The organism is Lentzea albidocapillata (assembly GCF_000719115.1).
Classification (GTDB): Bacteria; Actinomycetota; Actinomycetes; order Mycobacteriales; family Pseudonocardiaceae; genus Lentzea; species Lentzea albidocapillata.
The window spans coordinates 1-13,521 of the sequence record NZ_JOEA01000028.1; the positions used below are offsets into that span (position 1 = coordinate 1).

Below are 13,521 nucleotides of genomic sequence, written 5' to 3' on the forward strand. Positions count from 1 at the left end.
GCTTGACGGCCGGAAAAGGGCCGGGCTGAAAAGCGCCCGGCCGTGCCCATGAGGGGAGCATCCCGCCCACTCAAGGTAAAGCCCCAATCGCCGAGTGCGCGGGTCACCACCGCTTGACCAGCGCGTAGAGGTTCACACGCCTCGGCTTCGCCATTGCGTTGGCGGCAGGGTGGCTCGGCTCCGCCGTCGCCCTGCGCGCGCCTGCGAGCCGCATCCGCCTGCCGCATCTGCCTGCCGCTTGCCCGCCAGCTCTGCCGCATGTTGCCCGCCGCTTGCCCGCCAGCTCTGACACGCCTCGCCCGCTACCGGCTCGGCCCCGCCTCGTCCGCCACGCCGGATCTCGCCGTGAGCTGGCCCGGCAACGACTGAGGCCGCCCGTGGCGAACCAGGGCGGCCTCAGTCAGGGGGATGGGGAGAGCGTTTATGGCAGGCCGAGCTTTGCGCGGCAGCCCGGCCATGCGCCGTACGTGCCACCTGCGCGGTCGCGCAGCTTGGTCGCGGTGGCGATCTGCTGTTCGCGGGTCGCCTGGTGCGGCAGCTGCGCGTAGGCGGTGCCGCCGTGCGCGGCCCAGGTGCTGGCCGAGAACTGGAGGCCGCCGTAGTAGCCGTTGCCGGTGTTGATGGCCCAGTTGCCGCCTGCTTCGCACTTGGCGAGGCGGTCCCAGACTTCGCCGTCGGGGAGCGGCTTGGTGCCTACGGTGATCTTCTTGGGCTTCGGCTCCTTGGTGACCTTGCCGCCGATCTTCTCGCGGCTGATCTCCTTGCCGTTCTTCACCGTCACGCGGTAGGTGCTGGTCTGCTCGCCCGGTGTGCCGGGGTCGGTGACGGTCTGCTGGCCCGCGGTCATGTTCGGGTCGTTCGTCTTCTCGACCGGCGGGGCTACCGGCTCGTTCACGTTGATGACCGTGACGCCGGTGCGGGAGATGTAGACCTCGGCGCCTGTGGCCAGCTTGACGTCCATGCCCGAGGCGACGGCGTCTTCCGGGCCGAGGGAGAGGTTCTCGCTCTTGAGCAGTTCGTCGACGGTCAGTGCGGTCGTCTGGACCTCGCGGACCGGGTTCGCGCCGTCGAACAGCTTGATGTTCTTGCGGGTCTTGACCTCGACGCTCATGCCTTCCAGCGGCACGTCGTGCGCGCCGGGGGCGGACATCCAGGCGCCTTCGAGCGGCACGCCGAGCTGCTTGGCGGCCTCTTCGACGGTGACGGAGCGGACCCAGTCCTCGCGGGCCTGGCCGTCGATGCTCATCTTGAGCAGGCGGCCGCGGTCGAGGCTGATCTTGCCGCCGTCGGAGATCGGGGCGTTCAGCGACGGGGACAGGGCGTCGTGCTCACCGACGACGATGCCTTCCTCCGCCAGGACCTCGCCGACCGTGCCCTCGTAGGAGTGGACGGTCTGCATCGCGCCGTCGACCTCGACGGTCAGCGACTTGTCCATCGCCATGGCGGTCACGCCGCCGCCGGAGATGGACACGAGGACCGCGGCGACGGTGCCCTTGAGGAAGCGGCGCTTCCACGTCGAGGCTGCCTTGACGAGGACCTGCGGGTCGTTGAGCTCCTCTTCCTCCGACGGGAGGACGAGGGGCGGCATGATCGTCGTCTCGGCGTTGATGAGACGGATCAGCTCGTCCACGTCGACGTTGGCCGAGGCGAGCAGGTCGTCGGCGTCCGGGCCGAGCACCTCGAGCACGTCCGCGGGCGTGATGGTCAGCGCACCGGCGGGGAAGCTCGGGTGGGGATCAACGACGCCGACGGCCGTGCCGCCGACCGGCGTGAACCAGTCGGTGTCGTCGTTGAAGTCGTACGGAGCAGCAGCTCTGTCGCTACCAGACAAGGGTCGATACCTCCATTGCGGAAGCTGTGAGGCCACCGCACAGTTGGCGTTGACAAGATCATTCGAGTTGGAGCTCGAAGGTTCCCGGCAACTCCTCCTACGTGGTCTCGCTTCTTCGCGCTTCTGGCTTCGGTCCCGCCCCGACTGCGGGCGTGCTCCGAACCGACAAGGTCGGCTCAGGTGGCACGGTCACGGGACAGTAACGGGGTAGCCGACGTTGCGCAAACACCCCCGCCAATGTTGTGACCTCAGTCACCCCATGGAGGTAGGAACCCTTTGCTCCGTTCGCTCTAAGTCGCATTTCAGTGGTCAAGCCCGAACACTCGTTGAGCAGTACGGGTGACGGCGACGCAGAGTTCAGAAAGATCTTCGCCACGCAGCGTAGCGAGATCGCGAACTGTGTAGTTCACACAATAGGGTTCATTTGGACGTCCACGATATGGATGGGGCGTCAGGAACGGCGCGTCCGTCTCGACCAGGAGCTGATCCTGCGGGACCAGCGCCGCCGCTTCCCGCAGCGCACGGGCGTTCTTGAACGTCACCGGGCCCGCGAACGACAGCACGTACCCCGCGTCGACGCACCGCCGGGCGAAGTCCGCGTCGCCGGAGAAGCAGTGGAACACCACAGTGGACGGTGCGCCCTCGGAGTCGAGGATCTTGAGGATGTCCTCGTGCGCGTCCCTGTCGTGGATCATCAACGGCTTCCCGACGCGCTTGGAAAGGTCGATGTGCCAACGGAATGCCTCGTGCTGGGCGGCGGGCGGCGAGTAGTCCCAGTAGTAGTCCAGACCGGTCTCGCCGATCGCGACCACGCGGGGCAGCACGGCCAGCCGCTCCAGTTCGGCCTTCTCCTCGTCACCGAACGAAGAGGTGCGCGTCGGGTGCACGGCGACCGCCGCGTAGACCCGCGAGTCCCAAGTGGACGCCTCGGCGGCCCACTGCGCGGCCCTCAGATCGTCCGCCACGGTGATCACGTGCGAGACGCCGGCGGCCTCTGCCCGATCGAGCAGGACCGCCACGTCCGCGGCATCGGTCGCACCGCACGCGTCGAGGTGCGTGTGGGCGTCGATCACCGGTGCCGGAAGAGCTTCCGGCACCGGCGGTCGTTCACGCTTGTCGGCCACTATTCAGTGACGATCGGGGCCCACTCGGGCCCGGTCTCGCCCAACGTCACGTCGAGCTTCGAGAACAGCGGCGACGGCTTCTGCAGCGGTCGGCCGACCTCGAGCGGCATGGACTCCCACTTGGCCTGCTCACCGGCGTAGTCACCGGTCAGCACCGGGTACGAGCGGTCGGGGATGTCCAGGTCGGTGACCTCGGTCATCTCCGGCTGTGCGGCCCACACGCCCGTGCCGCCCAACGCCTCGTGCACCTTCTGCGCCGAGTGCGGCAGGAACGGCGTCATGAGCGTGTTCGCGTCCTGCACGACCTGCAGTGCCGTGTGCAGCACCGAGTCGCGGCGGTCCAGGTCGTCCTTGAGCTTCCACGGCTCCTGGTCGGACAGGTACTTGTTCGCCAGCGAGATCACCCGCATGGCCTCGCCGGAGGCCTGCTTGAACCGCGAGCGGCGCAGGTGCGCGCCGACCGTGTCGAACGCCGCCTTGGACTGCGCGAGCAGCTCGTGGTCGGCGGGGGTCAGCGCCGTGGCCTTCGGGATCGCGCCGACTCCTCTGTGCGCCATCGAGATCGAGCGGTTCACGAGGTTGCCCCACTCGTTCGCCAGCTCGAAGTTCGTCCGGCGGACGAACTCCTCCCAGGTGAAGTCGGTGTCCTGGTTCTCAGGGCCCGCGACGGAGATGAAGTACCGCAGCGCGTCGGGCCCGAACTCCTTGAGGAAGTCGCCGACGTAGATCACGGTGCCGCGCGAGGTCGAGAACTTCGAGCCGCTCATCGTCAGGTACTCCGACGACACGACCTCGGTCGGCAGGTTCAGCGTGCCGAACCGGCCGGGCTCGCCGCCCTTGTCGCCCGCGCCGTTCTGCCCGAGCAGCAGCGACGGCCAGATGAGCGAGTGGAAGACGATGTTGTCCTTGCCCATGAAGTAGTAGCTCTGGGCGTCGCCCGTCCAGAACTCCTTCCAGGCGTCGGGGTTCCCGGTGCGCCGCGCCCACTCGACGGAGGCGCTCAGGTACCCGATCACGGCGTCGAACCACACGTAGAACCGCTTCATCGGCTGGTCGCTCCACCCGTCGAGCGGGATCGGCACACCCCAGTCGAGGTCGCGGGTGATGGCGCGCGGCCGCAGGTCCTTGATCAGGTTCTGCGAGAACTTGAGCACGTTCGGACGCCAGTCCGACCGCGTGCCCATCCAGCTGCCCAGCGAGTCGATGAACGCGGACAGGTCGAGGAACAGGTGCTCGGTCTCGACGAACTTCGGCGTCTCGCCGTTGATCTTCGAACGCGGGTTGATCAGCTCCGACGGGTCGAGCTGGTTGCCGCAGTTGTCGCACTGGTCGCCGCGCGCGCCCTCGTAACCGCAGATCGGGCAGGTGCCCTCGATGTAGCGGTCGGGAAGGGTGCGGCCGGTCGACGGGCTGATCGCGCCCATCTCGGTCTTGGGGACGACGTAGCCGTTCTTCCACAGCGCGGAGAACAGGTCCTGCACCACCTGGTAGTGGTTGCCGGTGGTGGTGCGGGTGAAGAGGTCGTAGGACAGGCCGAGGCCCTGCAGGTCACCGGCGATGACGCGGTTGTACTTGTCGGCGAGCTCGCGGGCGGTGAGCCCTTCCTTCTCGGCCTGCACCTGGATGGGTGTGCCGTGCTCGTCCGTGCCGCTGACCATGAGCACCCGGTGTCCGGACATTCGCATGTAGCGGGAGAAGACGTCGGACGGGACACCGAAACCGGAGACGTGACCGATGTGCCTGGGGCCATTGGCGTAAGGCCAGGCCACCGCGGTCAGTACGGAGGCACTCATGGCAATAGCCTACGGAGGCGGTGCCAGGGGGTTTTCACCGAGTGGGAGGTCTGTTTGTCCGCGACCAGAATGCTGGTGCTCGGCGTGGTGAAGCTCGTCGGCGAGGCACACGGTTACGTGGTGCGCCGCGAGCTGAAGTCGTGGTCGGCGGACAGCTGGGCGAACGTGCAGCCGGGTTCGATCTACCACGCGCTGAAGTCGCTGACCAAGGACGGCCTGCTGGAGCCGGTCGGCACGGAGGAGTCCGGCGAGGGTCCCGCCCGCACCACCTACCGGATCACCGCGGCCGGTGAGCAGGAGCTGGACGACCTGCTGGGCCGCGCGCTGGCCACCGCGGACGCCGGCTACGACGAGGTCTCCGCGAGCGTGGCGATGCTCAACCTCATCCCCCGCAAACGGGCGATCGTGCTGCTGAAGAACCGGCTGGCCGACCTCGAAGGGCGACTCACCCCGACTCGGCACGGCATCGGGTCGATGCCGGACATGGGCAAGCCCGCGCACGTCAGCGAACTGTTTCGACTCTGGCTCGTCCATCTCGAAGGCCAGGTGCGCTGGACTCAGGAGCTGATCGAACGCCTAGAGGCCGGTGCGTACGAGCTAACGGACTAGTCAAACTTGATTAGTCCTCGCTAGCCTCTAGTCAAAGTTGACTAGAGGGGATTCCGTCATGATCAAGGCACGCGGTCTCGCGCGCCGATTCACCACGAAGACCGGTCCGGTGGACGCGGTCAGAGGGGTGGACATCGACGTCGCCGAGGGCGAACTCGTCGGGTTCCTCGGCCCGAACGGCGCAGGCAAGTCCACAACGTTGCGCATGCTCACCACGCTGCTGCAACCGACCGCCGGCGAGGCGACGATCGCCGGGCATGACCTGCTGACCGACCCGGCCGGGGTGCGGCGCAACATCGGCTACGTGGGCCAGAAGAACGGCTCCGGCCAGGACCAGCGCGTCGCCGACGAGCTGGAGTTCCAGGCCCGTTTCTACGGACTGTCCAGGCACGACGCCCGTAAGAAGGTCGCCGACCTGCTCGACCGGTTCGACCTCCAGGGCCTGGAGAAGCGCGGCGTCATCACGTTGTCGGGCGGCCAGCAGCGCCGGCTCGACATCGCGATGGGCATGCTGCACGACCCGCGGCTGCTGTTCCTGGACGAGCCGTCCACGGCCCTCGACCCGCAGAGCCGCCGCAACCTGTGGGACCACATCAAGCAGCTCAAGGCCGACGGCGTCACGGTCTTCCTGACCACGCACTACCTGGACGAGGCCGACTTCCTCAGCGACCGGCTGCTGGTGATCGACCACGGCTCGATCGTCGGCGAGGGCTCACCGGACGAGCTGAAGCACCGCGTCTCCGGCGACCTCGTCGTGCTCGGCACACCGCAGGCCTCGATCGTCGCCTCGAAGTTCGAGAACGCCGTCATCGAGGGCGAGCAGGTCAGCTTCCGGATCCCGAACGGTGACCGCGCGTTGCCGAGGCTGCTGCGCGACCTCGACAACATCGGCGTCGAGCTGCACTCGGTGCAGGTGCACCGGCCGACGCTCGACGACGTGTTCCTGACCATGACCGGCCGCTCTCTGCGGGAGCCAGCAAATGTTCTCTAAGACACTGTTGCGTGACACCTGGCTCGTGTTCTGCCGCGTGATGGTGCCCGTGCTGCGCAACCCCGTGGCCGTCGTGTTCGGGATCGCCCAGCCGTTGCTCTACCTCGGGCTCTTCGGGCCGCTGCTCGGCGACACGGGCTGGCAGTGGTTCGTGCCGGGCCTGCTGGTGCAGATGGCGTTGTTCGGCACCGCGTACGCGGGCTTCTCGCTGCTGCCCGAGGTGCGCACGGGCGTGATGGAACGGCTGCGGGTCACCCCGGTCAGCCGGATCGCGCTGCTCGTCGGCAGGGTCGGCAAGGACGTGGTGCTGCTGGTCGTGCAGAGCCTGCTGATCATGCTCGCCGCGATGCTGTTCGGCTTCCGGGCCACGGCCGGGCAGATGCTGCTCGGGCTCGGGCTGGTGGCGTTGCTGGGCGTCGCGATCGGTTCGGTGTCGTACGCGATCGCGCTGAAGGTGAAGCTGGAGTACGTCTTCGCGTCCGTGCTGTCGGCGTCGATCGTGCCGTTGATGCTGCTCTCCGGCGTGCTGCTGCCGATGTCGAACGGCCCGCAGTGGCTCTACTGGCTGTCACGGATCAACCCGCTGGCGCACGTCGTCGACGCCGAGCGGTCGATCTTCAACCCCGGCACGATGCTGTACGGGCTGATCTCGGTGGCGGCGCTGGTGCTGGTCGGCGTGTTCTACGGCGTCCGCACGTTCAACAAGGAGTCAGCTTGACTTGATCGCCGCGTCGTAGAGCGTCTTCTTGCTGATCCCGGCCGCCTCCGCGACCTCGGCGGCGGCCGACTTCATCCGCTCCCCGTCGGCGACGCGCTGCTTGACCTCGGCGACGAGCGTGTCGAGGTCGGGCGTCTCCTGGACGGGCGCAGGGCCGAGCACGACGGTGATCTCGCCGCGTACGCCTTCCACGGCCCACTCGGCGAGTTCGGCCAGCGAGCCGCGCACGACCTCTTCGTACTTCTTCGTCAGCTCACGGCACACGGCGGCACGACGGTCCGGTCCGAGCACCTCGACGGCGTCCGCGAGCGTGTCCGCGAGCCGATGGGGTGCCTCGAAGAAGACGACGGTGCGTTGTTCGGTGGCCAAAGGGGCGAACCAGCGCTTGCGCTCACCGGACTTGCGCGGTGGGAAGCCGTCGAACGCGAACCTGTCGCTCGGCAGGCCGGACAGGGCGAGCGCCGTCGTCACCGCGGACGGCCCCGGCAGGCACGTGACCGTGAGGTCCTGCTCGACGCACGCGGCGACGAGCCGGTAGCCCGGATCGGAAACGGACGGCATGCCGGCGTCCGTCACGAGCAGCACGGTCGCGCCGCCGTGGAGCGATTCGAGCAGCCCCGGCAGGCGCCCGACCTCGTTCTGGTCGTAGAAGCTGATCACCCGCCCGGACGGTTTGACCTGCAACGCGGCCGCGAGGCTGTGCAGCCTTCTGGTGTCCTCGGCGGCGATCACGTCGGCCGTCCCGAGTGCCTCGATCAGGCGCGCGGAAGCGTCGCGAATGTCCCCGAGTGGGGTGGCTGCCAGGACTAGACGGCCTGAACCGGATACAGGACTCACAAGCTTCACCCTACGATCGGCGGCGTGACAGTCCTCGTGCAGCCAGGAGAGGCGCCCGTCGTCGTCGAGGAGCCGCCTACGGATCGTGCGGCGGTACTAGACCCGCCTCCGTCCGGAGACCGCATGCGCGGGTGGCTCATGACGGCCGTCGTGACGCTGATCGGTGCCGTCGTGCGCTTCTGGAACGTCGGGTATCCGACGGACAAGGGCACGCCGATCTTCGACGAGAAGCATTACGTGCCGCAGACGGCGCAGGTGCTGCGCAACGGCGGCTACGAGGACAACCCGGGCTACGAGCTGATCGTCCACCCGCCGCTCGCCAAACAGCTGATGGCGATCGGCCAGGAGCTCTTCGGCTACGACGGCATCGGCTGGCGGTTCGCCTCGGCGCTCGCCGGCGCGATCACGATCCTGCTGATCGTCCGGATCGCCCGCCGCCTGACCCGGTCGGACCTGCTGGGCGCCCTGGCCGGTGTCCTGCTCATCGCCGACGGCGTCTCGCACGTCCAGTCGCGGATGGGCATGCTCGACATCTTCATCGCGCTGTTCGTCGTGGCCGCGTTCGGCTGCCTGGTCGCCGACCGCGAACAGATGCGCGCCCGACTCGCCGTGGCCGTGCGCGAGGGCTTCATCAACAACTCGGCGTTCGGTCCGTGGATGGGCTTCCGCTGGTGGCGCTTCGGTGCGGGCGTGATGCTCGGTGCGGCGTGCGGCATCAAGTGGTCCGGCGTCTGGTACATCGCCGCGTTCGGTCTGCTGACGGTCATCTGGAGCGCGCTGGCACGACGTGCCGCGGGCGTCGAGCAGCCGTGGCTGGGCGCGCTGGTGAAGGACGTCCTGCCGTCGCTGGGCGGCCTGGTCGCGGTCCCCGTGCTGGTCTACGTCGCGACGTGGTTCCCGTGGATGGCCAGCGAGACCGGCATCGACCGGCACGTGGTCGGCGGCAAGGTCCAGGACATCACGTACATCCCCGACGTCCTGCAGTCGCTTTGGTACAACGCGAAGAACGTCTACAAGTTCCACGTCGAGCTGGTCACCTCGGAGACCAACCGGCACCCGTGGGAGTCGAAGCCGTGGACGTGGCCGATGGGCCTGCGTCCGATGCTCTACTACTACGACAACTCCGTCACCGGCTGCGGCGCGGCGTCGTGCCTCGGCGCGATCATGCTCATCGGCACGCCCGCGATGTGGTGGCTCGCGTTCCCGGTGATCGGCTGGGCGCTGTTCCGCAGCATCGGCCGCATGGACTGGCGTTACGCCGGCGTCCTGGTCGGCTACGGCGCGGGCCTGCTGCCGTGGTTCCTCAACCTCGACCGGCAGATGTACTTCTTCTACGTCACGCCGATGGCGCCGTTCCTGGTGCTGCTGATCGTGCTGGCACTGGGCGAGATCCTGGGCCGGCGCACCGCGGGTTCCGAACGCCGTGGCACCGGGCTGCTGGTCGTGGCGCTGTACGTGGGCATCGTGGTGGCGAACTTCGTGTGGCTGTGGCCGATCCTGAACGGCAACCCGATCACACCGGAGATGTGGCAGCAGCAGCTGTGGCTGCCTAGCTGGCGCTGATTTCGAGGGCTTTCTCCTTGGTCAGGTCACCTTCGAGCCTCATGGTGACCTGGCCTCGTTGCCAGATCAGGGTTTGGCCTGTCTTGTTCGGTTCCTCGGTGTGCCACGAGCCGTCGCGGTCGATGTAGAAGAACACGTGCGGGTACGGGATCCAGATCTTGTCGCCGATCTGCTCGACGCCTTCTTGGTGGACGAGCTTGCCGACGGTCGAGCTGATGGTGCCGTCGAACTGGTCGAGCCTCAGTCCGCCGTAGTGCAGGCTGACGAACCGTCCTTCGTGGACGGTGATCTCATCCGGCGTGCCGAGCTGTGCCGGCAGGTGGATCTCGAACGGCATCTGCTTCCGGGCCTCGTCGAGTGAGACGTCCTGGCTGGGCAACGGAGGGGCGACTGATCGCGGTGCCTCCGTGCGGAACTCGACGCCGGCGAACTCCAGGAGCTGCTGCACACCCGCCCGCACCGCCGGAGACACCGCGAAGGCGATCGCTGCTGCGGTGATCGCGGCCACCAGCGCCTTGAGCCAGCGGCTTCTTCTCCGGGGCACGTTGATCCTGGTCAACACCTGGGCGGTGACGTCCGGCGGTTCCGGCACGTGGATCTGCCGGCCCAGATCGCGGAGGGCGGCCTCTGCCTGGTCATCGATCATGGGCCACCTCCTCCAGCATCGGGCGCAGCCTGGCCAGGGCGCGCGACAGCCTCGACTTCACGGTTCCCTTGGCCACGTTGAGGGTCTGCGCCGTCTCGGCCTCGCTCAGGTCCAGCAGGTACCGGCACGTGACGACCTGGCGGTCGGCCTCGTTCAGGCTCTGGACGGCCTTCAGGAGCTTGGCGCGGGAGTCGTCCACGAGCGTGCCGGGGTCGTCGTGGTCGACGGTCTCGGTGATGGCGGCGAGTCTGAGCTCCATCAGATTGCGCCGCCGTCTGCCGCGATGCAGGTTCTTCGTCTCGTTGGCGACGATCTTGAGCAGCCACGGCTTGAAATCGGCCTCGGGCCTGAACGTGTGGAGCTTTCGGTACGCCTTCACGAACGCCTCCTGCACCACGTCACCGGCGTCCGCACCGGCCCCGAGCAGGTACGCCGTCCGGTGCGCGAGCGCGGTGTACCGGGCGACCAGCTCGCCGTAGGCCGCCTGGTCGCCTGCGATCGCCCGTGCCACCGCTTCGTCCGTGATGCCCTCTCTACACCGGGAACCTCACCTTGGTTCCCGGTGTATTCGCGTCATGAGGATTCTCTTACTGATGTGCGCTTTCCTGCTGATCAGCGCACCTACGGCCGGTGCGGGCGGCTGGGCGGTCACGTACGTCGACCCGGTGCCGTCGATCCAGCCCTCCGTGACCCACACGGTCGGCTACTGGGTGCTGCAGCACGGCACCCATCCGTTCTCCGGCGACCTGGGCGGAACCGGGCTGCGCTTCAAGTCCGGGGCGGACTCACGGGAGTTCATCGGCGTCGCACTGGGCGAACCCGCGCACTACGCCGTGACGTTCTCCTTGCCCGCCGGCTCGTACGAGGTGTTCGGCATGCAGGGCGCGTTCCCGGAACACCCGCTGGGCACGCTGACCGTGCCGGGCACGTTGCTGGTGAAACCCGTGGACCCGCAGATGGTGCAGGGAACGGTCGACGGCCCGTCGCCTTGGCAGGAGATCGCACCGCCGCTGGCGAAAACCGCGGTCTCCGCCTCGCCCGCCCCGGCCGCTGCGGTGGTGCCTTCCGAACCTTCCGGAAAGCCCTTGCCCGTGTGGATCGCGGGACTCGTCGTCGCCGGCGCGGCGGGCGTGTTCCTGCTGCTGCGCAAGAGGTTGCGGCCGAAGGCCCGAAGGTGAGTGGTGAGGCGATCGGCGGAACCGCCTCACCACTCTTCGCGTGGCATCCCGTGAGATGCCGAGGCTTTCCGGGTGGACCACGGCTTAGGTCGTTGAACGGTGAACCACCGTTACGGACCGGTCCGACGTTCACCCGGTTCGCCTACATCGGCATGTGCCTCGTGGGCGGCGGCGTCGGCTTGCTGATCATCTTGGTGACCGGGCCTTCCTTGCTCATGCCCTCCTGGTCGAGGAACTGCGACAGCTGCCCGCGCACCTGGGCCAGCGACGGGCGGCGCCCCGGTTCGGGGTCCATCGCCGCGAGCAGGAGCCTCGCGTGCTTGCTGTTCTGCGGCAGCTTGGTGATCGGCTCGCCCTGGGCAGCGGCCATCAGCGAGGAAATCGGGTTCTCGCGGGAGCCGCGCGGCGGGTGGCCGGTCAGGGCGTAGGAGACCGTGGCGGCCAGCTGCCAGGAGTCCGACGCCGGGGACGCCGTGTCGCCGCGGGCCGTCTCCGGGGCCAGGAAGTCCGGGGTGCCGACCATCATGCCGGTGGCCGTGAGGGTGCTGTCGCCCTTGGAGCGGGCGATGCCGAAGTCGATCAGGTGCGCGGTGCCCTGGTTGTCGACGATCACGTTGGACGGCTTCACGTCGCGGTGCAGGACGCCTCGGTCGTGGGCCGCCGCCAGCGCGTCGGCCATGTTCAGCCAGAGGCGGGCGGCGAGCTTGTCGTCGATCAGGCCGTTCTGCAGGACCGTCTCGGACAGCGAGGCGCCCTCGATGTACTCCATGACCAGGGCGAGACCGTCCGGGTCCTGGACGATGTCGAAGACCCGCACACAGTTCGGGTGGCGGACCGCGGCCAGGGCTCGGGCCTCGCGGAGCATGCGCGCCTCGGTCTCGTTGTCCGGGGCGTGCGCGAGCTTCACCGCCACCGTGCGGTCGAGCTGCTCGTCCACGGCCAGCCAGACCGTGCCGAAGCCGCCGGAACCGAGCTGGCGGACGCGGCGGAACCTGCCGTTGCCGGGGTTCCAGACCTTGCCCGACTTCTGCACCGGCGCGGGCGACTCGGCGTTGGCCGCGCCCGGACCGAACGGCAGCGGGCCCGGCGTGTCCGCGAGCACCGCCGGGTTCGACGGCTGCGGGGGACCCGGCTGCGGCATGACCTCGGCGACGCGGGTCGGCGGGTAGTGGCGCGGCGGCTGGTTCTGCGAGGGCTGGTGCTGCGGCTGCGTCACCGGGCGCATCGGCCGGTTCATCGGCGCCGGCTGGTACTTCGGCACCTGTGCCGGCTGGTACGGCGGCGGGTTCTGCCCCGGGTTCTGCGGCGGCGGCTGGTGCTGCGCGGCCGTGATGGGCTTGGTCGGCGCCTTCTTCTGGGGCTGACCGGCCGGAAGCTGGTTGTTCTTCTGCTGGGGCGTGCGTGCCACCGGCTGCGGTGGTGGCGAGTTCTGCGAGTTCCGGTCCTGGGACCGGTCGCGGCCGGGGCGGTTCAGCATGGCGGTAGTCAACCCGAAAATCCGCACCACGAGTGAGCCGATTATCGCAATCGGCAGAAACCCGAGGAGCACATGGCCGACGAGCGTTACGGGGAATGCCGACGTCGTCACCAGCAGTACCAGGAACATCGGCCAGAACACCCGGCGCGGCCAGTTCGGCCCGAGCCGGAACGCCGAACCGGACTGCAGCATGACGAACAGCAGGCACAGCAACGCGAGCGCCACGGTGATGCCCGCGGCGGCCAGGAACAGGGGCTGCTCCGTCGGCCGCTGGATCACGCCGATGATCGACGGCGCACCGTCGACCAGGTAGCTGCCCTGTGAGAACGTCCCGAAGCAGGTGTCCTCGTCCAGGGACTGCGATCCGGCGATTGCCCGCCCGGACAGCCCCAGCACGGTGCCACGCATGACGAGCCACGGCAGCACCAGACAGCTGGCGACGCCGAGCACAGTGAAGATGGCACCGGTCACGGGTCCGTAGGAGTTGCCGACCACCCTGCGCACCGCGATGGACAGCAGCGCCCCGATCGTCGGGAACAACCCGAGCACCGCACCGAGCGCCGTGGTGGTCCATACCCAGTCACCGGGGCAGACACTCGCACCCACGAAGCCGTGCAGCCACGTGAGCAAGGACTCAGCGAGCCCCACGACTCACACCACCCCTTCCGAGATCACCCCCAGCCTAGGCGGTCTGTCAGCCTACGGTGCGTGATTGGTTTGCGGTTGACGCCACAGCAACCCTTTCCTTGATCAC

At 68.3% G+C, this 13,521-nt stretch carries 12 protein-coding genes; 5 read left to right on the forward strand and 7 right to left on the reverse strand.

The genetic code is table 11. The annotated features are described in order from the left end of the window. Positions 1–421: 421 nt before the first annotated feature. The 3 genes from IG04_RS48760 to metG form a co-directional block, all read right to left on the reverse strand. Positions 422–1,831, reverse strand: a complete 1,410-nt coding sequence (locus tag IG04_RS48760; protein ID WP_051771434.1) for a resuscitation-promoting factor — start codon at positions 1,829–1,831, stop codon at positions 422–424. Positions 1,832–2,133: 302 nt separating this feature from the next. Further along, positions 2,134–2,958, reverse strand: a complete 825-nt coding sequence (locus IG04_RS0136520) for a TatD family hydrolase (protein WP_030481314.1) — start codon at positions 2,956–2,958, stop codon at positions 2,134–2,136. Further along, positions 2,955–4,748: a methionine--tRNA ligase gene (metG, locus tag IG04_RS0136525; protein WP_030481315.1), complete on the reverse strand. Its 1,794-nt coding sequence runs from the start codon at positions 4,746–4,748 to the stop codon at positions 2,955–2,957. The genes IG04_RS0136520 and metG overlap by 4 nt, the downstream gene beginning before the upstream one ends. Before the next feature lie 54 nt (positions 4,749–4,802). Here metG and IG04_RS0136530 point away from each other — a divergent pair, with 54 nt between their 5' ends. Genes IG04_RS0136530 through IG04_RS0136540 form a run of 3 tightly spaced genes read left to right on the forward strand, consistent with a single transcriptional unit; the run spans position 4,803 to position 7,066 of the window. Beyond that, complete coding sequence (locus IG04_RS0136530; RefSeq protein WP_030481316.1) at positions 4,803–5,357, forward strand: PadR family transcriptional regulator; 555 nt, start codon at positions 4,803–4,805, stop codon at positions 5,355–5,357. A 58-nt stretch (positions 5,358–5,415) separates the two neighbouring features. After that, positions 5,416–6,348, forward strand: a complete 933-nt coding sequence (locus tag IG04_RS0136535; protein WP_030481317.1) for an ATP-binding cassette domain-containing protein — start codon at positions 5,416–5,418, stop codon at positions 6,346–6,348. Beyond that, positions 6,338–7,066, forward strand: a complete 729-nt coding sequence (locus tag IG04_RS0136540; RefSeq protein WP_051771437.1) for an ABC transporter permease — start codon at positions 6,338–6,340, stop codon at positions 7,064–7,066. The genes IG04_RS0136535 and IG04_RS0136540 overlap by 11 nt, the downstream gene beginning before the upstream one ends. Here the strand turns inward: IG04_RS0136540 and rsmI are convergent. Then, positions 7,058–7,903 carry a 16S rRNA (cytidine(1402)-2'-O)-methyltransferase gene (gene rsmI, locus IG04_RS0136545; protein ID WP_030481319.1) on the reverse strand — a complete coding sequence of 282 codons (846 nt, stop codon included), beginning with the start codon at positions 7,901–7,903 and terminating at the stop codon, positions 7,058–7,060. The genes IG04_RS0136540 and rsmI overlap by 9 nt on opposite strands. Positions 7,904–7,927: 24 nt before the next feature. Here rsmI and IG04_RS0136550 point away from each other — a divergent pair, with 24 nt between their 5' ends. Next, positions 7,928–9,466 carry a dolichyl-phosphate-mannose--protein mannosyltransferase gene (locus IG04_RS0136550; protein ID WP_245816704.1) on the forward strand — a complete coding sequence of 513 codons (1,539 nt, stop codon included), beginning with the start codon at positions 7,928–7,930 and terminating at the stop codon, positions 9,464–9,466. Here the strand turns inward: IG04_RS0136550 and IG04_RS0136555 are convergent. Next, positions 9,453–10,112 (reverse strand): hypothetical protein, encoded by a 660-nt coding sequence (locus IG04_RS0136555; RefSeq protein ID WP_030481321.1) that lies wholly within the window; start codon positions 10,110–10,112, stop codon positions 9,453–9,455. The genes IG04_RS0136550 and IG04_RS0136555 overlap by 14 nt on opposite strands. Continuing rightward, the gene (locus IG04_RS0136560; protein WP_211257881.1) at positions 10,102–10,623 is read right to left on the reverse strand and encodes an RNA polymerase sigma factor; all 522 of its coding nucleotides are present in this window, start codon (positions 10,621–10,623) and stop codon (positions 10,102–10,104) included. Before IG04_RS0136560 ends, IG04_RS0136555 begins: the two co-directional genes overlap by 11 nt. A 64-nt stretch (positions 10,624–10,687) precedes the next feature. On the opposite strand from IG04_RS0136560, the gene IG04_RS0136565 reads away from it, so the two are divergent. Further along, positions 10,688–11,290 carry a hypothetical protein gene (locus tag IG04_RS0136565; RefSeq protein WP_144065692.1) on the forward strand — a complete coding sequence of 201 codons (603 nt, stop codon included), beginning with the start codon at positions 10,688–10,690 and terminating at the stop codon, positions 11,288–11,290. A gap of 142 nt (positions 11,291–11,432) precedes the next feature. Here the strand turns inward: IG04_RS0136565 and IG04_RS0136570 are convergent, their stop codons facing one another. Beyond that, entirely contained in the window at positions 11,433–13,415 is a 1,983-nt protein-coding gene (locus tag IG04_RS0136570) for a serine/threonine-protein kinase (RefSeq protein WP_036016642.1), read from the reverse strand. Positions 13,416–13,521 lie beyond the last annotated feature (106 nt).